This window comes from Deltaproteobacteria bacterium, assembly GCA_016931625.1.
Classification (GTDB): domain Bacteria; phylum Myxococcota; class XYA12-FULL-58-9; order XYA12-FULL-58-9; family JAFGEK01; genus JAFGEK01.
This window is the reverse complement of sequence record JAFGEK010000180.1, coordinates 1-24,330: the sequence shown is the minus strand read 5'-3', so window position 1 is coordinate 24,330 and position 24,330 is coordinate 1. Positions and strand designations below refer to the sequence as shown.

The following is a 24,330-nucleotide window of genomic DNA, read 5'->3' as shown; positions in this document are numbered from 1 at the left end:
ATTAACACTAGCGACCTATGTTAGGAGCCGTTTTTATGCAAATGTTATTAGACGTCATAGGGTTTGCGCTTAAAGGTACGGTTATTGTTTTTGCCGTTTTATTAATTACTGGCAGTATTGTGGCGCTGGCTAAAAAAGGCCGACACCATGAAGCGCGGGTTCTGGTTCGCAAATTAAATAAAAGATTTCGCCAAAGGGCTGATGCCGTTCGTCAAGCGATACTTGGGCGTAAAGATTTTAAGCGTTATTTGCAGCAAAGCAGCAAAGAGCAAAAACAGAAAAAAACCGATAAACGGCGATGTTTTATGATGGATTTTCGCGGTGATATTATGGCAAGCGCTGTAACCACTTTACGCGAAGAAATCAGCGCCATTATGCCAATTATTAGTGATAAAGATGAAGTTATAGTGCGCTTAGAAAGCGTTGGCGGTGTTGTGCATGGCTATGGCTTGGCTGCTTCACAACTGGCGCGTATCAAAGCCAAGGGAGTACGCTTAGTTATTTGTGTTGATAAGGTAGCCGCCAGTGGTGGCTATATGATGGCTTGTGTTGCTGATGAGATTTTGGCGGCACCTTTCGCAGTGGTAGGCTCTATTGGTGTTGTTGCTTCTGTGCCTAATCTTAATCGTTTGCTTGAAAAATATGGCATTGACTACGAAGAGGTCACTGCTGGTGAATTTAAACGCACCATGAGTATTTTTGGCAAAATATCTCCTGAAGGGCGCAAAAAATTTAAAGAACAAATTGAAGATGTACATGAGCTATTTAAAGAATTTATTAATGAACACCGCCCGTCACTTGATATTGCTAAGGTTGCCACCGGCGAATATTGGTATGGCAAGCGTGCGCTTGAGTTAAAATTAGTTGATCGTTTGATTACCAGTGATGATTATTTACTTTCACAAGGTGATAGTGCTGATATTTATCAAGTCACTTTTAAACCACCACAAGACTGGCGCCAACGTATGACAGCTGCGGCATCAGATACGAGCATGCAGATTGTAGATAATGTGGTTAATCGTCTTAACCAGCGACAAATTCTATAATTTGCGTCATTGTAAAATGGCGTGACAATAGCCTTAAAAAATTTAAGGACACTAGTATGTTATCTCGAGGAGCGATAGCGACGAGAGTAGAAAAATGCTAGTGCTTGGCCTTATCGCTTTGCATATGGCCGGTTTTGCGCAAGTTAAGTCAGATCTCTTTGTCGCAAATTCTCTAAATAAATGCTGCCGATTAAGACTTGCAGCAAATACCAAATTAACTCCCAACATTTTTCTTTCACCTTTGTGGCTAAGCACTAATTGGCGTAAAAGTAATATGCATGTGGTGCAACGTGACACTCCCCCGACACCAGATGAAATTATCGAGTTAGCACGTGATTATTTAGGTACACCTTATGCTTGGGGTGGTGTTGACGAGAATGGTCTTGATTGTAGTGGCTTGGTAAATAAGGTCTATGCTGAAAATGGTTATGATTTGCCTCGCACTGCATGTGAACAATTTTTAATAGGCGAACCAACACCAGTAACAGAGCTTGTCGCAGGAGATCTCGTTTTTTTTAATCCATCTCCCAATGCCAAAAGTATCACCCATGTTGGTATCTATGTTGGTAATGGCGAAATGATTCATGCTTCATCAGGTAAGGGTGAAGTAACTTATGATCGTCTTGACTTAATGTATTATCGTAAACGTTTTGCTGGTGCACGTCGCATTCTTTCACTGTCTCCAGGTATTTACTCAAGTCCAGAAGGTAATGCTGCTGATGCTGATGAACAAAATGCTTCTTCTTTAGATGCGTTAGTCAGTTCTGCATTAGCTGATGATGATGCTCTTGCTGCAAATTTGTCACAAGATGATTCGGCTTCACAAAGCAGACCGCGCCAACTAGCACAATTTCAACCACCAGCTAATGCTATGCACACAGGTCCGGTAACTTTACGAAAAGCTAATACGTCATTTGGTCTACGGCTAGGTACAGCACGTTTAGATGATAGTGCGGGCATTCTGGCAGTAGTTGAGTCCAGTTATTTTGGTCACGATGATGCTTTGGCAATACAACTTGCAGCTCCCTTTGAAGCGCCTTTTGCAGGAGAGCGTCGTGCGCATACTGATGCCGGTAATACATGGGATGAGCCGATTGATTATTCAAAAATCATTCAAGAAATACGGTATGGCCAACCTGGCTCTGACTTATATTTCGAGTTAGGCCGCACAACTTCAGGAACTTTGGGCAATGGCGCGTCTATGCACAATTTTACTCCTAATCTTAAAAGCAGAATGCTGCCGGATTATACTCTGCTGCCTGATGCATTATCTTTAGCTTTTGACGCTGATTTTTCAAATTTTGGAGTGCAAAGTTTTGTTGATGATTTAATGAAAGCGCGTGTGTTAGGGGCTTCAGTATTCTTTAGACCTTTTATTATTGCTGACTCATCATCATTTTTACGCACAGCTCGTTTAAGTGCAGCTTATGTTGTAGATATCAAGGCACCTTATCATTCTGCTCAGACATTCAATCCAACAACAGTTAGTGAAAATAATGTGCTACATGCTTTATCTGTTGAGGCTGAAATCAGTCCTATTAATGCAGACCGATTTTGGCTATCTACTTATCTTAGTGTGGCTTCTTTATCTTTTTTACAAAAAACGGGTTATGGCAGCAGTGTTGGGTTGCTGATTCGTAGTGCTTTAGAAGAACATGGTTTTCATGCAGTGCGATTACGTGGTGAATTGAGCTTATCAGGTGCTTCGTACATACCTTCATATTTCGATGCGGCTTATGAACTTGATCGAAAATCAATACCACGTTACGAAAAAGATTCTTATGCAATTTCAAAACTTTATCTTTTAGATCATTTTCAAGCAAATTCACCACGTCAAGGAATATACCTCGATGCCGGATATCAAGTGCAACGGCGTTTTGGTCTTGGCGTTGCATATCAAGATTATGGCTCTTTTACTGTAAATGATTCTCATTATGCTAGTCGTAATTTGTTTGTTTACCTAGACTTACGTAATTTGTATCTACCAGCAAGCAGTAAAACCTTAAGTTTATATTTTGCATATTATCGCCGTGGTTTTGTAAGCCTAACCCCATTTTTGTCAAAAGGATCTAATAGCGAGTACCTTTTTGCAGCATTTAGTTTGCAATTTTCTCGATATTTTTCTCTTGGAGGAGCAGCCCGTCGTAACCTCAACGGTGTAAGTGATACAGATTTTTTTGATGCAGTATTAGATGTTACAGCTCGCTACGAGTTGTGATTTGTGGGATGGAAATTGGATGGACATCGGATGGACATCGGATGCACAACCAGTAATATTTGTGCTAGTCGTAAATTCAAAGGGTTAGGGTTTTTATAATGTAACGGAGATTAAGCCGATGTATATTCAGCTTAAAGACCATACAGGCAAAATTCATCGTGTACCTGCAGAAGGCGCTATTTTTGGCCGCGATCGTACTCGCTGCGACGTAGTATTGCCAGATATAGGTGTTTCAGGTGTTCATGCGAAAATTTATTGGCGACAAGGTCGGTGGTTTCTTGAAGATCTGCACTCATCAAATGGCACTTTTTTAGGGGAGAAGCGGGTTAATGGCCCGGTTGAGCTGGCGCGTGGTGCTGCATTTGGCTTATTTCGTTGGCGTTTTGAAGTAACTGACATTTCATCAACATCAACTGATGCAATTATACCTGAACTTACGGATGGGTCAAAAACATCAGCTTTAGATATGCCCTCAATTTCTCGTCAACCTGATTCACAAAGTCGTCGTGATGTGGCAAGGGCAGCTGCAATAAAGCATATTCCTACCGAAGTTCAACCTTCTATAAAAGTTAATGCTGCGCCAGCTAGTGCACCGATAACCGGTGCGCCATCTTCTGATGCCGTTTTTGCCAATATATCCGATGAAAAAATTGCGACAGTAAGAAAAGCAACCATTAATGAGGTTGCGATCAGTAAACCAATTACCCAACCTTCGCCAGCAGTTACCAAAGAAACTTCAGCGCTTACAGTTCAAGAAGTACAATCAATTACTATTGATGATACTGTTGCCAGCTTTAAAGATGAGTTAAGCCAATTTCAACTACCTCGATTATTTGCTGGAATAAAGGCAGCAATTGCTTATTATTTTATGGCAATACCAAAGTTAGCTGTACGCCCCTTTGCCTTTGTGCGTGCAAGTATTGATAATCCCCAACATGAGGCGATGCGAGCCGTTGATATTGTTGGTTGGGCGATCCCTGCAACACTTATTAGTAGCTTAGCGCCGTTGGTGGCATCGCTGATCTTAAGCGTGGTTCATGGTCATCTGAATATCGTCAACCAGGTAGTCATTTCACCGTTAATCGCCATAATTAGTGCGATTATTGCAAGTATTATTATTGGCTTTTTATGGCATCCCTTATTGCACTGGTTTGTTGCAAAGCTCGGCGGTCAATCAACTGCGCTATTACGTAGTAATATGTTTGTTACCTGCTATAGCGCAGTACCACTTATATCAATTGCCTCTGCTGTCGGTATTATTGTTACTTTAGCACCATTACAGGCGCTTAACCTGGTGGGACCATTGCTAAGTATTTTAGCAGTCGGCATAGTGATTTTAGTTAGCTATCGCTGGTATCAAAAATTTGAAGTAGCAAAATGGTTTTTAATTGTCATTTTAGTTTTAGGTGCTGCTTCAACTTTTAGCCATGTACGTTCTATAGTTGGGGTGTCGCAAGCAACTATTGCGCAAATTCGTTATCGTAGCTCAAACAAAGTTGCGATTAACACCAATAATGCTAGTAGCAATAAAGTTAGTAATATTAATACTGAAAAAACTGCGACCAGCGTATCAAGTGGTAAAAATGAAGTTGCGGTTATAAAAGCAACTAATAGTTCTGCAAACAATTCAGTACAAACAATAGCAACAAAACCATTAACGCAGATTGCAGTCAAACAAAATGCTGTAGCTAGCAAGCTAAATACTGCCAGCACTTATCTTCAATATATTGCTAAACGAGAATCTATTGAAAAGACTATTGCTGAAGATCCCACACTGTTAAAGTATAATAGCAAATTGTTAAATCTTTATCGTAAACTGCATAGTGAAAATAACCGTATCAATGACATGTTTTTTAGTAAGGGTAAAAACAAAGCCGATGATATAGTTGCCATGCGTTTAAGAGATGCTGAAGTATACGAAACAACTGTAAATATTGTTGATGAAATTGCGCTTATATTGCAGCAATAATTGTAATGCCTAAACGCGGTAAGCACCTTCCCTACTGGCTTTCAAATCGATAAGCTTTTGGCACTACTACTATACCTTTCTCGGTAACCGTAAAACCGCGAGCTCGATCTTCTTCAACATCATAGCCAATACGGGTGCCAGGGGGTACTGAAACATCTTTATCAATGATGGTTTTTTTCAAACGACAGTCTCGTCCAATTTCAACATTATCAAAGCAGACAGAATGTTCAACGATAGAGAATGAATTGATACGCACTCGACGAAATAAAAGTGATTCGCGCACCAAACCGCCAGAGACTATAACACCACCAGCAACAAGACTATTAATAGCATGGCCGATACGATGACCTGCTTCATGAACAAATTTTACTGGAGGACTAAAAATGCTGGCGGCGCGCAAAGTCCATTCAGGATTATATATATCGAGTTCTGGTACAACTTGTACAAGATCCATAGATGCTTCGTGATACGCATCAATAGTACCTATATCTCGCCAATATGTATTTGGTTTGTCTTGGCCCGGAATAGGGTTGCTATGAAAATCATAAACACGAATATCATAACCTTCACGCAGTGCTCGTGGAATTATATCTTTACCAAAATCATGCGATGATTCGGGGTCATGCGCATCCTCACCTAATAAGTCTATTAAGATTTTGCGGTTAAAAATATAATTGCCCATTGATATGTAAACCCATCCGGGCTTATTGGTAAGATCCGGTGGCTTTACGGGTTTTTCAGAAAAACTAAGCAGTTTTGCTGAGTCATTTACTTGCAGCACACCAAAGCGTGATGCTTGCTCGATAGGTACTCGATAACCAGCAATTGTTATATCGGCGTTGCATTCTTGGTGGTATTCAACCATGTGGCTAACTTCCATTTTAAACACATGATCTCCGCCAAATACTGCAACCAACTTTGGTGAATAGTCATCTATTAGATGAGCATTTTGGTAAATTGCATCAGCGGTACCACGGTACCAAGATGATCCTAATTCTTCGTAGCGGTACATTTGTGCTGGTACTAAGGTAATAAAGTGGTCAGTAATAAAAGCACCAAAACGCCAATAACGTTGAATATGCTCGGTTAAAGACTGTGCACGAAATTGAGTTAGAACATAAATCGAGTAAATTCCAGAGTTTACGAAGTTATTAAGAATGAAATCAATTATGCGATAGCGAGAGCCAAAAGGTACAGCAGATTTGGCGCGATGAGCGGTCAAGGGATATAGGCGTGCTCCCTGCCCACCAGCGAGTACCATTGCTAGTACTAAACGACTACGATCAAGCATTTCAAAAATAACTTTAATGCTCAATTTTGAATTTACCAAATTTGAGGCATTTTATTTATTTTGTGACAGACTCTGCGGTCTTTGTGGTGGTGGCCAAAAACGTAACCAACGTACGCGACGTGGCGAAGCATCGAGAATTTCAAGAACAATACCATTATTAGTAATAAGACGTTCGCCAGATTCTGGGATACGTCCGGCGAGCGTAACCGCAAGCCCTCCAACGCTGGCATACTCTTCATCTTCAGATAGTTCAAAGGGTAACTCACGATTAGCATCACGTATCGCCATATTACCTGGAACTACTAATGAACCATCACGTTGGGCATACACATGCTCAGGCGATCTCTCACCTTGTTCGATTATTTCGCCAACCAATTCTTCTATCAAATCTTTGGTAGTTATAATTCCGGCCGTACCACCATGTTCATCTACTACAATAGCAAATTGAATATGTTCGCGTTGCAGTTCACGCAGTACATCAACCGCTCGTACATTTTCTGGAACAAAGTGTGGTGGTCGAATCAAATCTTGTAGAACGATAAGCTCTTTTTCCCAAACTAATGTTAAAATATCATTAGTCGAAATTATGCCCTGTATCTCATCAAGGGTACCGTTATATACCGGATAATATGAATGGTTTTCTTCTAATAATAAACGGCGTAATTGTTCAAAAGTGGCATCTGCATTTATGGCAACAATTTGAGTTCGCGGTATCATTATTTCATTGATAACAACACCACCGAAATCTAAAGCGCGTACGGCTATTTCTCCAGCTTGAGGATGCACCAACCCAGTAAGTGAAGCTTGATCGATTAATTTTTCTAAATCATTTGAAGACAAACGTGTTTCAGTATTGGCTACTTCGCCAAGTAGCAGGCGCACTATTAGATTAGCCCACTGTTTTACTAACCAAAGAATAGGAGCAAATATACGAGCAAAAATATAAATAGTTGGGACAACGATAGCAGCATAAGCTGGTGCAGCATGTCGCGCTAAAGCTTTTGGTACTAAAGTGCCAATTATTACTATAAGCAAACTTAAAATAGTGATTAGTAGAAATAAAGATAATTCAGAAGCTACTGAAGTCAATATAGATATTTGGGCTATAAGTTGTTGCAGCACATCGTGTAAATTATAGACAGTCAATGCTATCAGAGTAGTTGCACTAATTGCCGCGCTAACCTGAAAGGCCACAAGCAGCCTTTCTGAATTTGTTTGTATTAAAGCAATTGCTCGAGCACGACGTGATTCTCCCGGAATACGCTCATTAGGTTGAATTTGCTTAAGCGCCCGAATGGCTGTTTCACCGCCAATGAAAATACCATGGGCTAAAAGCAAAATTACCAAAACAAAAAAGTCGGTGAGAATGACATACCTCCAAACCGACGCAAGCTATAGTTTAAGACTAATTTGCTTGCCCGAAATATTATCAACATCTAAATTACTGAAACCTGCGACTTGTTCAAGAGATTCAAAGATTTTTGGCTGTAAGTCATTGAGAGAACCCTTAAAAGATACATTTACTATTAGCTTGCTACCTTTAAATGATTTCTGCATTACTTCAGAGACGCCATCTATACTTTTAAGTGCTTTAATGAATTGAATGCCATGTTTACGATAACTTTTTACTCCATTTAAAATAACTACATAATTTTGGCCAGTATCAGCAATTTTTTTAAAGCTCTTTTTAAGATCAATTAACAGTTGCGAAAAAGTTTGTTTAATGGCGTTTTGGCCAGAGCCACGTAAAGCACGATGTATTGCGCGTTCTCTATTAATGCCAACCGAACGCATAGTCACTGGTTTAGTACTAAAGACCTCGCTATTTGCTGTTAGTATACCACGAATCATACTGATTATTTCAATTTGAATTTGTCCTTCTAGTTCGGTAAGTCCGCCAGCATCCTCAATTTTTCCTTTATTTATTATTTCTACGCGACCAGCAATAAGAACATCTGCACCTTGTTCGCGAGCTACTTGGGCGGCACCACCCGCATCTTCTAACCATTTATCAAAAGTCTCAGGGGAATCGTCGCCGATTTTTTTAGCTGTTTTAGCCCCACGTAATTCAAAACCTTTGGCCAACAATTCTTTTTCAAGATGAGCAGCGATAATCGATGTTTTTGCAATAGTGCGTTTATTTTTGGCCGGATTGCTATAGATTTCTTGAATAATTAGCATAATTTTTGGATTTCCGGCTTTAGCAATCAACTCCGCCAGTTCAACAGCTTTGGCTTTTACTTTTGATTCAAAGACTTTTGCGCGCACTGTTACCGTAATTACGTTGTCTTTTGTTGTTTCACTAAGGATTTCGTGACTTTGAATAAATCCTTCACTTTTTTGAGTGAGATTATCTTTAATATAAGCATTAAATTCTGACTGGTTGTTTTGAACAATCTCGCGCTGTGCGGCGGTAAATTCACTTGTTATTTGCATGCCTAAGACTTTTTCGATGCAATTCTTAAGGGCATCGGCAATCGCAGCTTTTTTAGCGGTTACGGTATCACCATTTTTTATTAGGGCTTCACCACTGGCTTCTACAACGCTACCATCAGCAGCAAGAGCTAAAGAATTAACGCCAAGCCAACCAAGTGATATTGTCAAAAGCCTTGCTAATAGGCTTAATCTAAAAGTCATTGTAGCTATCCTCCTGATAAATTTGGCTTTTGCGTCAGTAAAAACAACCATAAAACAATAGATTAACGAAGCAAATATTAAGATTATTCTAAAATTCGACTTCAGTGTATCCAAGGTTTAACTTCCAGGCTAGTACTAAGAAATATTATAGAAATAACATACAATCTTGACACCAATATTGCATCGAGTATAAGCGGCCCTTCTCATTTGTTTTTGCTATTTGTGGTGAAAACAGCGAGTAGGCGCGTAGCTCAGTGGGAGAGCACTACCTTGACACGGTAGGGGTCGCTGGTTCAATCCCAGTCGCGCCTACCATTCGTGTATATAATGTATCCCAGCTACGAAGGCGAGTAGTTGCCCATGTCCGCACAAATCAACATTACGTTGCCTGATGGCTCCCAACGTCAATACGATAGTGGGACTACTATAAAAGATATTGCAGCTTCTATTGGTAAGCGTCTAGCTCGTGATGCAGTTGGTGGCGTAATAGATGGTGGTGTGATCGTCGATATTTTTACACCCTTAAAGCAAGATGCTAAGCTTGAAATTATCACTATTGGCAGTGAAAAGGGTTTAGAGGTATTACGTCATTCCACGGCTCATTTAATGGCCAGTGTGGTGCAGCAATTATTCCCAGGCACACAAGTTACTATTGGCCCATCTATAGAAAACGGCTTTTATTACGATTTTAAGCGCGATGAGGGTTTTACCCCTGAAGACCTCGAGAAAATCGAGGACGAAATGCGTAACATCGCGGCTAAAGGTGAGCCTTTTATACGTGAAGAGGTAACCCGTGAAAAGGCTAAGCAGATTTTTTCAAATTTGGGTGAGACTTTTAAACTTGAATTACTCGATGCCATACCTGAGGGCGAGCCGGTTTCATTATATCGTCATGGTGAATGGGTAGATTTGTGTCGAGGGCCTCATGTACCATCAACTGCTTTATTAAAAGCTTTCAAGCTTACCCATATTTCAGGTGCATATTGGCGTGGTGATGAGCGTAACCCAATGTTAGCACGTATTTATGGTACGGCTTTTTGGGATCAAAAAACTCTCGATGCGTATTTACATCAACTCGAAGAAGCAAAAAAACGTGATCATCGTCGATTAGGTAAAGATCTCGATTTATTCATGTTTCACTCATTAGCACCAGCTATGCCGTTTTTTACTGCTAAAGGCGCATTTATTTATAACCAATTAGTTAATTTTATTCGACGTTATTACGACGTAATTGGTATGGACGAGGTTATTACCCCCCAAGTAGTCGATGTTGAGTTATTTAGGCAATCAGGGCATTTGGCAAATTACAGCGAAAATATGTTTTTTTCGCAATTTGATGAACGTGAATATGGCGTTAAGCCAATGAATTGCCCATGCCATTGTCTAATGTTTGCCGATCGCAAGCGTTCATACCGTGATTTGCCAATACGTATGGCTGATTTTGGACGTATACATCGCTATGAGCGCTCTGGTGTAACAGCAGGATTAACGCGTGTGCGTTCTTTTGCTCAAGATGATGCACATATCTTTTGCCGTGAAGATCAAATTCTTGATGAGATACGTCAACAAGTAGTTATGATCAAAGATGTATTTCTTCATTTTGGTCTTGAGATGAAAGTTTTTCTTTCAACTCGCCCTGAGAAATCTTTAGGTAATGAGCCAGAATTAAGTGCGGATGAACGGGCTTCATGGGATCAAATTTGGCAGCATGCTGAGAAAACTCTAGAGAAAGCTCTACAAGTTGCAGGTTTGCAATATACGCTTAATGCTGGCGATGGCGCTTTTTATGGTCCAAAACTTGATTTTCAAGTTCGTGACGCTATTGGTCGTTGGCATCAATTATCTACAATTCAGTTAGATTATGGTTTGCCGCGTCGTTTTAATCTTGCCTATACCAACGAACAAAGCAGTGATAGCCGTCCAGTAATGATTCATCGTGCTATTTTAGGTTCACTTGAGCGTTTTATTGGCATTTTGATTGAGCATACGGCTGGTGATTTTCCTGTATGGTTGGCTCCTGAACAAGTAAGGGTACTAACCGTAAATGATGAATTATTGTCCTATGGTCGCGAGGTAGTTACAGCATTGCGTGAACGTGGCGTTCGAGTTAGTCTAAAAGAGCGAAACGAAAAACTTGGGTTCAAAATTCGCGAAGCTGAACTTGCCAAGATTCCTTTTGTAATGGTGCTTGGTAATAAAGAAATGCAAGCTCGTGCAGTATCGCTGCGTTGGCGCAAGAAAGGTGATCAAGGGCAAATGCCGCTTGACCAGGCAATTTCCCTCGTGTTAAAAGCCGCGGCCTTGCCTCCTATCACCAATGAATTATTGTGTAGATAGTGATGCAGTCGAATATTTGACGACCTGGGTGAGAAGGTGCGAACGTGCCGGGGTAACACCTGGTTTTTTTTAATTAAGGAGAAAACTATCGCAAAGCCCAGTCAAAACAATGGCGATTTACGGATTAATTATCGTATCCGAGCGCGAGAAATCCGTGTTATCGATCCCGAAGGTCGGCAACTCGGAATAATGCCGCCAGAACTTGCCATGCAGAAGGCGACTGAAATGGGGTTAGATCTTGTTGAAATTTCCCCTGATAGTCGACCGCCAGTTTGCCGAATTATGGATTATGGCAAGTTCAAATATGCGCAAAAGAAAAAATCAGCCGAGGCTCGCAAAAATCAAGCGAGCATGGTTGTTAAGGAGGTCAAGTTTAGACCAAAAATCGAGGAACACGACTTTCTTACTAAGGTTGAGCACATCAAGAGGTTTTTAAGTGATGGCCACAAAACCAAGGTAACAATGATGTTCCGTGGGCGTGAAATTACTCATCAAGAGATTGCACGCCGAATCCTCGAACGTGTGGTTGAAAGCTTGAAAACTGAAAATCTTGGCACCATCGAGCAAATGCCAAAGCTTGAAGGTCGTAATATGATTATGGTGGTTGCGCCTAATGCTAAGCAGTAGGTTTGTAACCAAAAGGGATTTTACATGCCTAAGATGAAGACAAAAAGCGCTGCTGCTAAGCGTTATTCGGTCACTGGCAAAGGTCGGGTGAAAGTTGGACGTAAAGGCAAACAGCATAACTTTTCAAACAAATCGCGTAAGCGTAAGCGCAATCTGCGTGGTGGAAAATTACTCGGTCCTGCTGATGAAGCTATGGCAAAAAGCTTATTGCCATATGCCTAAGGTTAATTTAGCTCCGAGTACACCCGCGATTATTTTTTTAGGAGTATAAATCATGCCTCGCACAAAAGGTGGACCAAAAACACGCGCGCGCCGTAAGGCCGTATTTAAACGCGCTAAGGGATTCTATGGTGGGCGGCGTAAATTATTCGCCCCCGCAAAAGAGACAGTTGATCGTGCTCTGGCGTATGCTTTCAGTGGTCGTAAACAAGCAAAGCGACAATATCGTAGTTTATGGATAGCTCGTATTAACGCGGCGGTACGACCTTTGGGCCTTTCTTACAGCCGTTTTATAGCAGGTCTCTCACGGGCAAAGATCGAGATCGATCGCCGCGTGCTTGCCGAGTTAGCACGTAGCGATGCAACAGCATTTAGTGCCATCGCTAATGCTGCTAAACAAGCTCTTTAGTGTTGTATTGCTAGCTTTAATAGCGGCGCTAGAGTTTTCTTAAGTAAATTCTTATAACCGTGGTTATAGCGATAGCGGTAATTTATATGACTCTACGTGAGCATGGAAGATCTTAAACGTATTGAAGATGCAGTTTTAGTAAAGCTGCAAAACGCAACTACTGAGCACGATATTACCCAAATACGTTCTGAGTATCTGGGGAAAAAGGGTGCCATTGGCAAGGCTATGCAGGGTTTGCGTGAACTTGCTGCTAATGAACGCCCGCAAGCTGGTCAACGTATCAATGAAGTCAAACAAGCGATCGAAGCCGCTTTAGAATCAGCACAAAAACGTATTAATGCTGTAGCGGTTAAGCAAAAGCAAAAAGCAGGTAGCTATGATGTAACTTTACCAGGTCGCCGTGTGATTGCTGGTGCGCCACATCCGCTGCGTCTGGTTGAAGCTGAAGTGATTCGTATCCTTACAGAATTAGGATTTTCTGTAGCCGAAGGTCCTTTAGTCGAGCATGATTGGTATACCTTTGAGGCGTTAAATATTCCAGCAAACCACCCTGCTCGTGATATGCAAGACACTTTTTTCATTACTGAGCAGGTTGTTCTACGACCGCATACTTCAAATGTGCAAACACGAGTTATGTTAGGCCGAAAGCCACCGTTACGGATTGTGGCTCCAGGTATGACTTTTCGTAACGATGATATTGACCCTACACATTCGCCAGTATTTCATCAAATAGAGGGATTTTGGGTTGATGAAAAAGTCACATTTGCTGATTTAAAAGGGGTTTTACACCGTTTAGCAGAGCGCTTATTTGGTGTCGGAGCAAAAGTACGTTTTCGTCCCAGTTTCTTCCCTTTTACTGAGCCTTCAGCCGAGGTCGACGTAAGTTGTAGCGCTTGCGGTGGAGTAGGAGGTACTTGTCGTGTTTGCAAGGGGACTGGCTGGTTAGAGATTTTAGGCTCTGGTATGATCGATCCTGCGGTTTTTGAGGCTGTTGGCTACAATCCTGAAAAAGTACAGGGTTTTGCTTTTGGCATGGGTATCGAACGCATCGCGATGCTGCGCTATGGCATAGATGATATACGCGTTTTATTTGAAAATGACCTGCGTTTTTTACGCCAATTTGGATGAGCAAGGACACAAGGAGTAGCTAGTGGAAATTAGTCTGAATTGGCTTAGTGAATTTGTTGAATTGCCCGAGTTGCCCCAATTGGTGCAAAAGCTTACCGCTGTAGGTATTGAAGTCGAAGCAGTACGAGACTCTGCTGCCAAAGTAAAAAAAGTTATCGTAGGTTTGATTGAAGAATGTGATGAGCATCCAAATGCTAATCGTTTACATGTCTGCAAAGTGTTTGATGGCAAAGCCAGGCATCAAGTTGTTTGTGGTGCTTCTAATGTTACCGTTGGTATGCGAGCACCTTTTGCGCCAATTGGTGCGCAAGTACCAGCTTTTGATATTGAACCACGCTTAATTCGCGGTATTGAGAGCGCTGGCATGTTATGTTCGCGTGCAGATTTAGGTCTTGAATCATCTAGTGAAGGTCTGTGGGATCTTGGCAATGATGCTGAAATTGGCTCGAATGTCTTAGAAATTGCCGGTATTGGGCCAAGTATAACTTTGGGTATCACTCCTAATCGTCCTGATTTATTATCGCATATCGGTGTTGCACGTGAAATAGCTGCAGCCACCGGTAAAAAATTAAAGTTGCCATCTTTTCGTTTGACTGAAAAAGGTCCGGAAATACGCTCGTTAGCACGAGTAATTATTGACGATACTAATGGCTGCAAACGTTATGTCGCTCGAGTTGTTCGCCATGTAAAAGTTGGTCCGTCACCAAAGTGGCTAATTAATCGCATTGAACAAGCAGGGATGCGCTCAATTAACAACATTGTCGATGCAACTAACTATGTTTTACTTGAGATGGGGCAGCCCTTGCATGCCTTTGATATTAGTCAAATTGCTAGTGAAGAAGGTCTGCCAACTCTGCATGTACGCCATGCCCAAAAAGATGAGCAAATCAAAACTCTTGATGGCAACGATATTAGGCTTGGTGAAGATGATCTGCTTATTGCTGATAGTCGTCGTGCTTTGGCCCTTGCGGGAGTAATGGGCGGTCAAAATTCTGAAGTTACTGCAACAACAACAACGGTATTACTTGAAAGTGCCTATTTCGACCCTGCACGCGTTCGTTGTACTGCAAAAAGACATGCAATGCGTACAGAATCATCAATGCGTTTTGAACGTGGCTGTGATCCTGGTGCGGTTATTAGGGCGATTGATCGTTGTGCGCAATTATTAGTTGAGATTGCTGAGGGTGAAGTAGCAAAGGGTTATTTTGAGGTAGCTGCAAAGTTAGAACTTACCCGTGAGGTGCCGATTCGTTTTGCTCGTGTCAAACGTCTGCTTGGTATTGAATTGAATGCCGAGACTATCGTCCAACTTTTAGAACCCTTAGAGATACGTGTCGCTGGACGTACAGAGGCAGCCATACGAGTTATTGTTCCGAGTTTTCGTCCAGATCTCATGCGTGAAGTTGATATAATTGAAGAATTAGCTCGACGCTACGGATACGATAAAATACCTGAGCGTCTGCCTGATACCGGTACTGAATATTATTATGATGCTGGAAGTGATACGCTAAAAGATATTTTGCGTGCTCGCTTAATAGCCAGTAGTTGTTCTGAGGTTGTTACCTTTGGCTTTGGTAATCCAGCAATTATGAAGCTACTAGCTCCTGAAAAAGGTGAGCCGTTAAAAATTATTAATCCTTTAGGTGAAGAGCTGTCAGCCCTACGCACGAGTTTGCTTCCTGGTTTATTAAACGTTTTAAGCCATAATCAGCGGTTTGGTCAAAAAGACATCCGCATTTTCGAAATTGGGAGTGTTTTTTCTTCACGCGATAAGGTTGAAGATGAAGATCCTCGAGATCGAGATTTACCTCAAGAGAATTTAGTTGCGGGCCTTTTAATATGTGGAGGGCGCTATCAAAGTTTATGGTATGAAAGAGGAGAGAACGTCGATTTTAGCGATTTATCTGGTATTATTGAAGATTTATCACAAACATTTCAGCTTACCGAACCAATTCGCAGCATGCCTGCTACTAAAAGTATATTAAATCCCTATTGTTCTGCTACGATTAGCCTTGAAGATCGTGCCATAGGTTATGCAGGCCAATTGCTTCCAGAAATATGTGAACAATTTGATATTTGTGGGCCTGTTTATGTGGCTGAAATTGAATTAGCATCTTTTGCTGCATTGCGAAATAAAATTTCTTATAAACCATTGCCAAAATATCCTAAAACTAGACGTGATATTGCTATTATTGCGCCTTGCAACATACCAGCTGAAAAAATTCGAGCTTTTTTACTTCAGAATGCTGGTGGTAAACTTGGTTCAGAAGTAATTGAGCAAGTGCGACTTTTTGATGTTTATAAAGGAAAACCAATTTCTGATTCACATGTAAGTCTTGCTTTTGCGATTGATTATCGTAGTCGTGAACGTACGCTTACCGATTCTGAAGTAAGTGAAGCATTTAACTTTGTACAAGATGCACTTAAAAAGCAATTTCAGGTTGAGGTTCGCAGCGCCTCATGACATATAGCCATCCAAACATTCGGGAGGCTTATTAGCTATGACAAAAGCAGATTTAGTCGAAGCTATCCACGCCAAAATTGGCTTTTCTAAAAAAGAATCAGCCGACATTGTTGAGATGGTTTTCGATACCATTAAAGAAACGCTCGAAAAGGGCGAAAAGATTAAAATTAGCGGGTTTGGTAATTTTGAAATCCGTGACAAACACTCTCGTGTTGGTCGCAATCCCCAAACCGGTGATGTAATCGAGATTTCAGCACGCCGGGTTTTGACCTTTAAGCCTTCGCAAGTGCTTAAAAGCATACTAAATGGCGAATTGGTCGAAGGTGGCGCTGCAGCAGCTGAGGGGTAACCCGTGGCTGCTATTCCGAGCCAACAAAAAGAGCTCGGGTCGTCATCGCCGATCCCGGATAAGTTGTATTTTAAGATTGGCGAAGTGGCGCAGTTAGTTGGTGTGCAAGCACACGTATTGCGCTATTGGCAAAGTGAAATTGCCGCAATTCGTCCGAGCAAATCAGTTTCGAACCAACGACGATATCGCTATCGCGACGTTGAAGTATTTCGTGAAATCAAACGCCTTCTCTATGATGAGCGCTATACCCTTGCAGGTGCTCGGCGACGTATTATGTCTCGCCAATCGTTGGTTAGCTTTGAACCTGATCAAAATAGCAATGTTGAAGTTGAAAATATTAACCTTGAATTGCAGCAAACTACACCACCAACAGCTATAAACTCACAATCTGATAATGCTGAATCAAATCTTAGAGGGAATAATATATTTATCCAAACAGAATTATCTACAAGCTTAGGAACGGGTTCCCCAAGCAAGTCGGCAAATCTAGCAAATAATCAACTTAACGAAAAATTGATTTCTAATTTACGCTACGGTCTTCAAAGTCTAATAAAATTAGCTGGTGAAGAGCCATAATTACGTATAATTTTATTGTTCTTTAAATATTAAATCGTTAACCGACATTTTTTTTAATAGTCATAACTATTGTATAACGAAAAGCCATTTCATCAACTACTAGGCGACGTAATTCTTTGCCTGGTAATCGCAAGGTACTCACAGGGGTAAGCGTTTTAACCGTACTGCTTCGACGACGGTGCGGAACTATTGCTGCAATTTCACCAAAGAAATTATTTTCGTCTGCCGCGTTAATTTCACGTACGATTTGTCCATCAACATCGAGGGCTACACGCCCTTCGGTTAACAAGAAGAAATCTTCAGCTATTGCTCCTTGAGTATAAATTACACCACCGGCTACATACTTTTCTTCAGTACCAAGGGCAGCTATACGACTTTTAATCGGCGCATCAATTGTGCGGAATAAGCGGGCAGAGTCAATATTAGGACGGTTTTGCCAAGTACGTGTTAATGTTTCCTGTAAATTATTAGCTTCAACGTATTCAGTAATTAAAGTGCCATCAATTTCGAATACTTCAGTAGGAGTAATAGATCGTACTTCTGCACTATAGTGATGTTGGTTATCGACTAACTCGATAGCTCCGAATAACTCACTTGGTCGCAGTTCAGTAAGTATCGTTCCTTCAGCATTACGAACTTCTGCTGCACCACTAATAATAATTGAGAGGTTACCACTATTTGTGCCAGATCGTACTAACACTTCATTTGCCGCAGCACGACGAATACGTCCACGGTGCAAAAATGTAGTTAGCCATCCTGGATCAGTAAAATTCATAAACGATAAGGCTTGTAAAAGACGTCCTGGAACTGCGGGATGAAAACGTGGAGCTTCGATTAAAGTATTAGTAACGCCTGGTTTTGCTACTTCATGACCAAACTCACGGGTATGATCATCATCAGGGCAATGGTAGTATAGAATACGATTAGGATTGCCTTCCCAGTCTTGGGGATTGCCGTGAATAATTGCTTCACCAACATCAGCAAGATAGATTGCCCCTTTATTTACCCGTGCTGGAATAAGGTTACGCATACGTAAATGGGTATCGCTGTCAATAACACCTGCAGCTTTTAATTCATCGAGTCCGTGATGACTCATAGTATCACCAGATATCTGTATCCGATGAATATCACTTGGACCCCGCATAGTTACAGACATGCCAATGGTAGGTATTGAATGAATGGTATAGAAAAAGTTGAAAGTTGCCCCAAAAGCATCAAGAGGAGTGCCTGGAGTTATTCGCGTATAATCTATAAAAGATGCAACTTCTTTATCTGTCAGACGTAGTTGGTGACTTAATTTTTGCAGCATTGAACGATAGATGGGCTCGGCAGTAAATAATTTTGGTTTATGACCTCCGAGAATAAGATCAATAAATGAACCCATATGATCTTCATGACAATGACTAAGTACAACCGCACTAATATCATTAGGATTAATACCCTGGCGTTCGAGCAGATAACGAGTACCAACCGGACCGTCGTATAAAACCGCGTGACCATTTAACCAAAGCAAAAATCCAGTAGTAGGACCAGTAAGATCAAAACCACTGCGAGTACCCAAAGATTTAAGTGCAAAACTGGCTGGTGTTTGATCTTCAATCGGAACTGGTAAAGTCGAAAACGGCGTAATTGGGGTCTCAAAATCAAGATTGATTTCAACCTCAGAGTTGCTGCTGCGCACTAAAAAATTTGCCGGACCAGTACGTATTACTTGCAAAGTCGAATCAAGTAAGTCGACACTGCCATTTTGGTCAAAGGCAATAGCAGATACCATTTCCTCGAGACGTCGTGGGCGATGGTCTTTTTTAATAGCCAAATGCTCACTTATATCTGCGAGTAAGGAGACAGTTTTAGCATCTAAAATGGTTTTACCTTCTGCATCACGGTAATTAGTGAGTTCGTCTCTTGATGGACCATTTAAAGTCAATGAAAGAGCACGTAATTCGTTTTCTATGCGATCTGCGTCAAGAACGAGAGTAAGTCGTTCGTTTTGGAGATCTGGTTTAAATGCAGCTCCATGAACAAATAGAAAATCGTATAAGAAAAACTCAGGAGCAAATTGAGGAGTAAAATCAACGAGCATTCGTTGTGGTGCTACCAATACGCGTGGAAATGGCAATTTATAACGCTGGCAACAGGCTTTAGTCGCCTTAAATGCATCTGCAGGAGCGCCAAAAAGCACCGATCCATTAGTGCTTACAAGCAGAATAACTCCAGGATAAGGGCGATGAACGTCAAGCATAACGAGGCCTTTTTGGCCCTCCTTAACAAGCCACGTGGTTTAAATATTATTGCCTCGATAGAAAGTCATATCATGTGTTCTTATAAAATTCGTAGCAAGAATCTGACATGCTAGCAAATAAGTATATGATTTTTTTTATTATTGCATAGATATAAGGGTATGTCCCTAACTTTAGATTTTATGTTTGCATCAAAGAGTCTTGCTCAATAAGGGTAACAGCCCATATACTGTTATTTATGGCTCGCGTCCTAATAATCGAAAGCGATGCCGCTGTAGCTACTTCTTTGACGCAGCTGCTAGAGGCAAAGGGTGTTCAGACCAAAGTAACCGCAGATGGCGGCGAAGGTGTTAGTCTCGCTCGTTCATTTAAACCTGATGCTATAGTACTATGTGTCGAGTTAAGTCGGGTTAGCGGCTATTCTATTTGCAACAAACTTAAAAAAGATCCTGAACTTGGAAGAATTCCGCTATTGCTAACTTCGAGTCAAGCGACTGTTGAGACATTTGAGCAACATAAAAAGCTAAAAACTCGAGCCGAGGCATACCTTAAAAAACCATATAGCAACGAAGAAATTACTAATGTTTTAGCATCTTATATGCGATTTAATGCTACAGAAATCCACGAAGTTGATGTTTCTCTTGAAGAGCTTTCCGTTGATATTGACGATAGTGCTGATGATGCTGAAATCGAAATTGAGACAGAAATTCCAGATGGACCTACCCATGCATCGGCACCACCACCGCCAGCTCCGCCAGCTCAGAGAGCATCGACGTCAAGTGCGTCTATTTCTGCAGCAGCATCAACTTCGAATGATAACGTAACTTTAAGTGGTTTGGCGGCCAGTTCAGGCAATACCGGCTCATTTAGAGCTCGCGGTTCATCATCAGCAGTGAACAATGAGGCTATCGAAGCACTGCGCAACGAAAATAAGCAGTTACGCCTTAAAGTGCAAAAAATGGAAGAAACAATCGAGCAAAAAGAACTTGAGTTTAATGATCGACTTTTACAAGAAAGTTCTCGTGGTCGCGAAGGTATAGAAGCTAAAAAGAAACTTGCTAGTATTGAGCGTGAAATTAATAAATATAAAGAACAGGTTGAAGCATCGCAAAGTCAACTTGATGAGGCTCAACGAAGTCTTGAAGATATGAAACAAGCATGCGCTTCTGCAGAGAATGAAAAGGAAGTACTTGCGGATAAAATTGGGCAATTAGTTGATAAAGTAAAATCACTTGCTGCCGAGAGAGAAGAACTACAACAAGAAATTGAAAAATTGAACGAAGCTCGCAGTCACGCCGAGCAAGAGGGTGAAAACGAGGCGAAGTTACGTGAAAAAACGCGAAAAGCGATCGATATTGCGATGCAATTACTTGATGAAGCCTCGCAAATAAATTAGGGGCGCACCCCCTGATACCGTGTGCATGATTTGGTAATTAACATTATGATATTTTTTCAGCCCCTGATATCTTACTTTATATGTGGTGGTGGTATCGGTGGCGAGCCCTAAAAAGAATTAATAAATATGTAGGTTTATGGTATCACCGCGACTACGCCGCTCCGGCTATATCGATAAATCGTCAAGTCGCACACATGCAAACTGATCGTGCCGAACGTGCTCTGCTTCGCTTGACCCAATTGGGTTTGTTAAGACGTGAAGCTGTAAATCAAGCGCCATTAGCAGAGTTTGCAGATCTTAATTTAGTGCATTCACTAAGTTATCTTGAACAAGTTACAAATAAAGAAGTGTTAGGAGGTATCTTTGGTTTACTTCCTGAGCAGGTCGAGATTGATGCTTGGCTTACGGCGCAGAGACGAGCGGTCGGTGGTACCATGGAAGCAGCATTTACGGTGGCTCGTGGCGACATGCAAATTGGTTTTAATTTAGGAGGAGGTTTTCACCACGCGAGCCCAAATAATGGCGCTGGTTTTTGCATTTTTAATGATGTAGCTGTGGCCATTAAAGCTCTAAGAGCTCGTGGTTTTTCTAGTCCGATTGCAATTATTGATCTCGATTTTCATCAGGGTAATGGCAACTTAGAGGCTTTTTATGATGATACAAGTGTTTTTGTGCTTTCTATACATGGTTCATCATGGACTAGTTTAGAGTCTTCAAATTGTCGCAATATTGCCATTTCTCCCGGAATTAAAGATCAAGAGTATCTTGCAATGCTTGAAGATATTTTAAAACCATCTCTGATTGTGCATGGTGCAAAACTAATTTTTTATATTGCGGGTGCAGATGTTTTAGCTGGAGATCAACTCGGAGATTTTAATTTATCCCCCAAAGGTGTGTTTGCCCGTGACCGCTATGTAATTAACACAGCAGCAGCAATAGGAGCCTCAGTAGTAGTTACTATGGCAGGGGGCTATAGTCCCGGGGCTTGGCAATGCACAGCAAATTTCATTCGTTGGATGCTATCAGGTATTACTCAAGTGGATCGCTCCCCTGCAGAAAAGCTGCGCTATCATTTTGAACAGATTTCTCGCGAAATTGATCCCTGGCAACTGCAACGTTTTGACGATTTTATCCTCACCGAATCGGACTTTTTGCCAGGCAACGGTCGACGACCACAAAATTTACTGCTCGAATATTATTCGGCTGCGGGTATCGAATTTGCACTAGAACGCTATGGTTTATTAGGTAAAATAGCCGCATGTGGTTTTTATGATCTGCGCGTTACGGTTGATTCACAAAACTATGAAGCACAAATCGTTCGTATTGATGGAATATCTGAACGTCAACGAGAACAGCGTCATTTATTACTTGAGTTAGTGCTTAGTAAACGAACGATACCAGCTACAAAACATATATCAGGCCCACCGCTTTTAGTTTTATATATTGAGTGGTTGCGTATGCAAAATCCAACTCTATCGTTTAGTCCAACTAAACCACGCCTGCCTTTGCAAGAGTATCCTGGTCTTGGTCTAGCTCAAGAGATGCATCAATTTTTAGTAGAAATGGGAAAACGTTTGCGTTTTGAAGGTATCTTAATTCGTCCAGCCCATTATCATACTGCAGTTCTTGCTGGACGAGTTTATCATTTTCTTGATCCTAGAGCGGAAGGTTGTTTTCGCGCTCTGCGTCGATTACTGGCCAACGTTACCTTAGCAAATGCTACTAATCTTGTAGATCAAGGACGCATTAAATATCGCGATAATTCTAGCTTAATCTGGGAAGCTAGTGAGTTAATGTTACCTTCTGGAGATAGACTCGCTAATTATTTTGCCTCACCAACATGGCAGAAATCAGTTTTCGCAACAGCAGAGAAACTGCTGGGTAATGAATTAAGCATTGCAAATGATTAAAAGAATATAAATTTTTAAGAGCATTTTATTTGATTTATATTAGTAGGGTTTACCTATGTTTTACTGTATAATAAAAAAAGTAGTAATTAACCCAAACCTCCTTTGGGAGTAGGAATACATCGGTAATTAATCGTGCAAGTGGACTGCCTTTTCTTCCTTAGCAGTCTATTGCTGCTTTTAGCATCATGGGTGTGCTTCAACCTTCGTCGTGTTGATACACAAACTCAATTGCCTTGGTTATGGCTTTGTCTTTTTTGTTTAGGCACTAGCGTACATGATTGGCTGCAAATATTAGAGCCTATAGCTAAGTTTCCTAAACCGATAGTTATGGTTCGTTTGTTTATATTAACAGCAACAGCGGCTGCACTTTTTGAATTTGGCAGAAAAAGTTTTCGGAAAACCATAGGTAGATGGAGTACTTTAGGATTTTTCATTATTGTTGTACTTCTTGGAGTCTACCAGGGAATTGAATCCTGGAATAATTTACGTTGCTATATTTTAATATTACCTGGTGGCTTACTAACATCAGTTACGATGTGGCGGGCTTCTCAAGGTTATGGCAAGAGTCTAGGGCGTTTTGGTTTACAATTAACATCGGTATCGATTTTTTGCATGTCAATTATTTGGGGTATGGTTGCCCCTGAAGTCGCTTTTTGGCCTTCAACTTGGTTAAATTATGAAAGCTTTGCTCAGATTACTGGTATATCAGTTCAAATCTTTCTTATCGGTTTTGGCTTATTAGTAGTTATTGGTCTTAATTTGCATCAGCGTGGCTTGCTGCCGCCGAGTATGCGTGCTGATGTATTAGCAAGTGCAACATTTCACCTCGTTATTATTGCTTTGTTAATAGCAGGCGCTTCAGCGATGAATTGGAGTGCTGCTATGCGGCAGCAAGACATACAACGTGAATTATGGAATATAACAACTAATTTAGCAGAAGAAATTGATACTTCGCTCATCAGTAATTTGGATTTTACTGATACCGATAAACAAAATAATGCTTTTAAACAATTACAAAAGCAAATGTATTCATCAACTTCATTGTTATCAGGAGCCGTTATACACAGTGTCGTTGAATATAGAAAAAAATTGCTTATTTATTCTACTAATGCCGAAAAAGAGATAATTTGGAGTGTTCATCCCAACCTTAATCAAGATGCCTTTTCATTGATGATACAAAAGGTATTATATAGTGGCTCGGTAGTAGGATTTGGAACACAAACTGACACATATGGTGCAGTTGCTACAGTTTTTGCCCCAGTTATTAATTCAACAAATGGTACGATTATGATGGCTGTCGGCACTGGCATGACCCCCTTTGAGTGGGAGAGAAGCATTGCCGCATCACGTCTAACAACCATTTTCGCGGTATTAGTTCTGATAATACTACTGTTAATTTGGAAAAATACTACAGCTAATTTTGGTCGTAATATTTCTTTGTTTTCATCATATATTGCTAATCGCGTTGAAATTATAATCATTGGTCTAATTAGTCTTTTTATTACTGCTGCAGT

The 24,330-nt window shown here is 41.0% G+C and carries 18 protein-coding genes and 1 tRNA gene; 15 read left to right on the top strand and 4 right to left on the bottom strand.

The window, feature by feature from the left end:
* Nucleotides 1-35: 35 nt before the first annotated feature.
* The 3 genes from sohB to JW841_15580 all read left to right on the top strand — a co-directional run bounded on the left by sohB (nt 36) and on the right by JW841_15580 (nt 5,233).
* Entirely contained in the window at nt 36-1,046 is a 1,011-nt protein-coding gene (gene sohB / locus JW841_15590; protein MBN1962355.1) for a protease SohB, read from the top strand.
* A gap of 94 nt (nt 1,047-1,140) precedes the next feature.
* Nucleotides 1,141-3,264 carry a C40 family peptidase gene (locus JW841_15585; protein MBN1962354.1) on the top strand — a complete coding sequence of 708 codons (2,124 nt, stop codon included), beginning with the start codon at nt 1,141-1,143 and terminating at the stop codon, nt 3,262-3,264.
* 118 nt (nt 3,265-3,382) lie between these two features.
* The gene (locus JW841_15580) at nt 3,383-5,233 is read left to right on the top strand and encodes an FHA domain-containing protein (protein MBN1962353.1); all 1,851 of its coding nucleotides are present in this window, start codon (nt 3,383-3,385) and stop codon (nt 5,231-5,233) included.
* A gap of 31 nt (nt 5,234-5,264) precedes the next feature.
* Here JW841_15580 and glgC read toward each other — a convergent pair whose 3' ends face one another.
* The 3 genes from glgC to JW841_15565 are packed head-to-tail and all read right to left on the bottom strand — an operon-like array spanning nt 5,265 to nt 9,161.
* The gene (gene glgC, locus JW841_15575) at nt 5,265-6,524 is read right to left on the bottom strand and encodes a glucose-1-phosphate adenylyltransferase (protein MBN1962352.1); all 1,260 of its coding nucleotides are present in this window, start codon (nt 6,522-6,524) and stop codon (nt 5,265-5,267) included.
* Nucleotides 6,525-6,575: 51 nt separating this feature from the next.
* Nucleotides 6,576-7,871: an HlyC/CorC family transporter gene (locus tag JW841_15570; GenBank protein MBN1962351.1), complete on the bottom strand. Its 1,296-nt coding sequence runs from the start codon at nt 7,869-7,871 to the stop codon at nt 6,576-6,578.
* 45 nt (nt 7,872-7,916) lie between these two features.
* Complete coding sequence (locus JW841_15565) at nt 7,917-9,161, bottom strand: flagellar assembly protein T N-terminal domain-containing protein (GenBank protein MBN1962350.1); 1,245 nt, start codon at nt 9,159-9,161, stop codon at nt 7,917-7,919.
* 240 nt (nt 9,162-9,401) lie between these two features.
* On the opposite strand from JW841_15565, the gene JW841_15560 reads away from it, so the two are divergent.
* From JW841_15560 to JW841_15520, 9 genes are all read left to right on the top strand, one after another.
* Nucleotides 9,402-9,476, top strand: a tRNA-Val gene (locus JW841_15560).
* A gap of 45 nt (nt 9,477-9,521) precedes the next feature.
* The gene (gene thrS, locus JW841_15555) at nt 9,522-11,498 is read left to right on the top strand and encodes a threonine--tRNA ligase (GenBank protein ID MBN1962349.1); all 1,977 of its coding nucleotides are present in this window, start codon (nt 9,522-9,524) and stop codon (nt 11,496-11,498) included.
* A gap of 87 nt (nt 11,499-11,585) precedes the next feature.
* The gene (infC, locus tag JW841_15550; protein MBN1962348.1) at nt 11,586-12,125 is read left to right on the top strand and encodes a translation initiation factor IF-3; all 540 of its coding nucleotides are present in this window, start codon (nt 11,586-11,588) and stop codon (nt 12,123-12,125) included.
* Between the two features lie 24 nt (nt 12,126-12,149).
* Nucleotides 12,150-12,347, top strand: a complete 198-nt coding sequence (gene rpmI, locus JW841_15545) for a 50S ribosomal protein L35 (GenBank protein ID MBN1962347.1) — start codon at nt 12,150-12,152, stop codon at nt 12,345-12,347.
* 52 nt (nt 12,348-12,399) lie between these two features.
* The gene (gene rplT / locus JW841_15540) at nt 12,400-12,753 is read left to right on the top strand and encodes a 50S ribosomal protein L20 (GenBank protein MBN1962346.1); all 354 of its coding nucleotides are present in this window, start codon (nt 12,400-12,402) and stop codon (nt 12,751-12,753) included.
* 102 nt (nt 12,754-12,855) lie between these two features.
* Entirely contained in the window at nt 12,856-13,881 is a 1,026-nt protein-coding gene (gene pheS / locus JW841_15535; protein ID MBN1962345.1) for a phenylalanine--tRNA ligase subunit alpha, read from the top strand.
* A gap of 22 nt (nt 13,882-13,903) precedes the next feature.
* Nucleotides 13,904-16,345 carry a phenylalanine--tRNA ligase subunit beta gene (locus JW841_15530; GenBank protein MBN1962344.1) on the top strand — a complete coding sequence of 814 codons (2,442 nt, stop codon included), beginning with the start codon at nt 13,904-13,906 and terminating at the stop codon, nt 16,343-16,345.
* Between the two features lie 37 nt (nt 16,346-16,382).
* Nucleotides 16,383-16,694 (top strand): integration host factor subunit alpha, encoded by a 312-nt coding sequence (locus JW841_15525; GenBank protein MBN1962343.1) that lies wholly within the window; start codon nt 16,383-16,385, stop codon nt 16,692-16,694.
* A gap of 51 nt (nt 16,695-16,745) precedes the next feature.
* A complete protein-coding gene (locus tag JW841_15520) occupies nt 16,746-17,270 on the top strand; it encodes a MerR family transcriptional regulator (protein MBN1962342.1) in 525 nt (174 codons plus the stop codon).
* 37 nt (nt 17,271-17,307) lie between these two features.
* On the opposite strand, the gene JW841_15515 is transcribed toward JW841_15520, so the two are convergent.
* The gene (locus JW841_15515) at nt 17,308-19,512 is read right to left on the bottom strand and encodes a cyclic nucleotide-binding domain-containing protein (protein MBN1962341.1); all 2,205 of its coding nucleotides are present in this window, start codon (nt 19,510-19,512) and stop codon (nt 17,308-17,310) included.
* Nucleotides 19,513-19,748: 236 nt separating this feature from the next.
* Between JW841_15515 and JW841_15510 the strand changes: the two genes are divergently transcribed.
* The 3 genes from JW841_15510 to JW841_15500 all read left to right on the top strand — a co-directional run.
* Entirely contained in the window at nt 19,749-20,906 is a 1,158-nt protein-coding gene (locus tag JW841_15510; GenBank protein ID MBN1962340.1) for a response regulator, read from the top strand.
* Nucleotides 20,907-20,986: 80 nt separating this feature from the next.
* Nucleotides 20,987-22,816: a histone deacetylase gene (locus JW841_15505; GenBank protein MBN1962339.1), complete on the top strand. Its 1,830-nt coding sequence runs from the start codon at nt 20,987-20,989 to the stop codon at nt 22,814-22,816.
* 189 nt (nt 22,817-23,005) lie between these two features.
* On the top strand, nt 23,006-24,330 hold a 1,325-nt coding region (locus tag JW841_15500), incomplete at its 3' end, for a hypothetical protein (protein ID MBN1962338.1).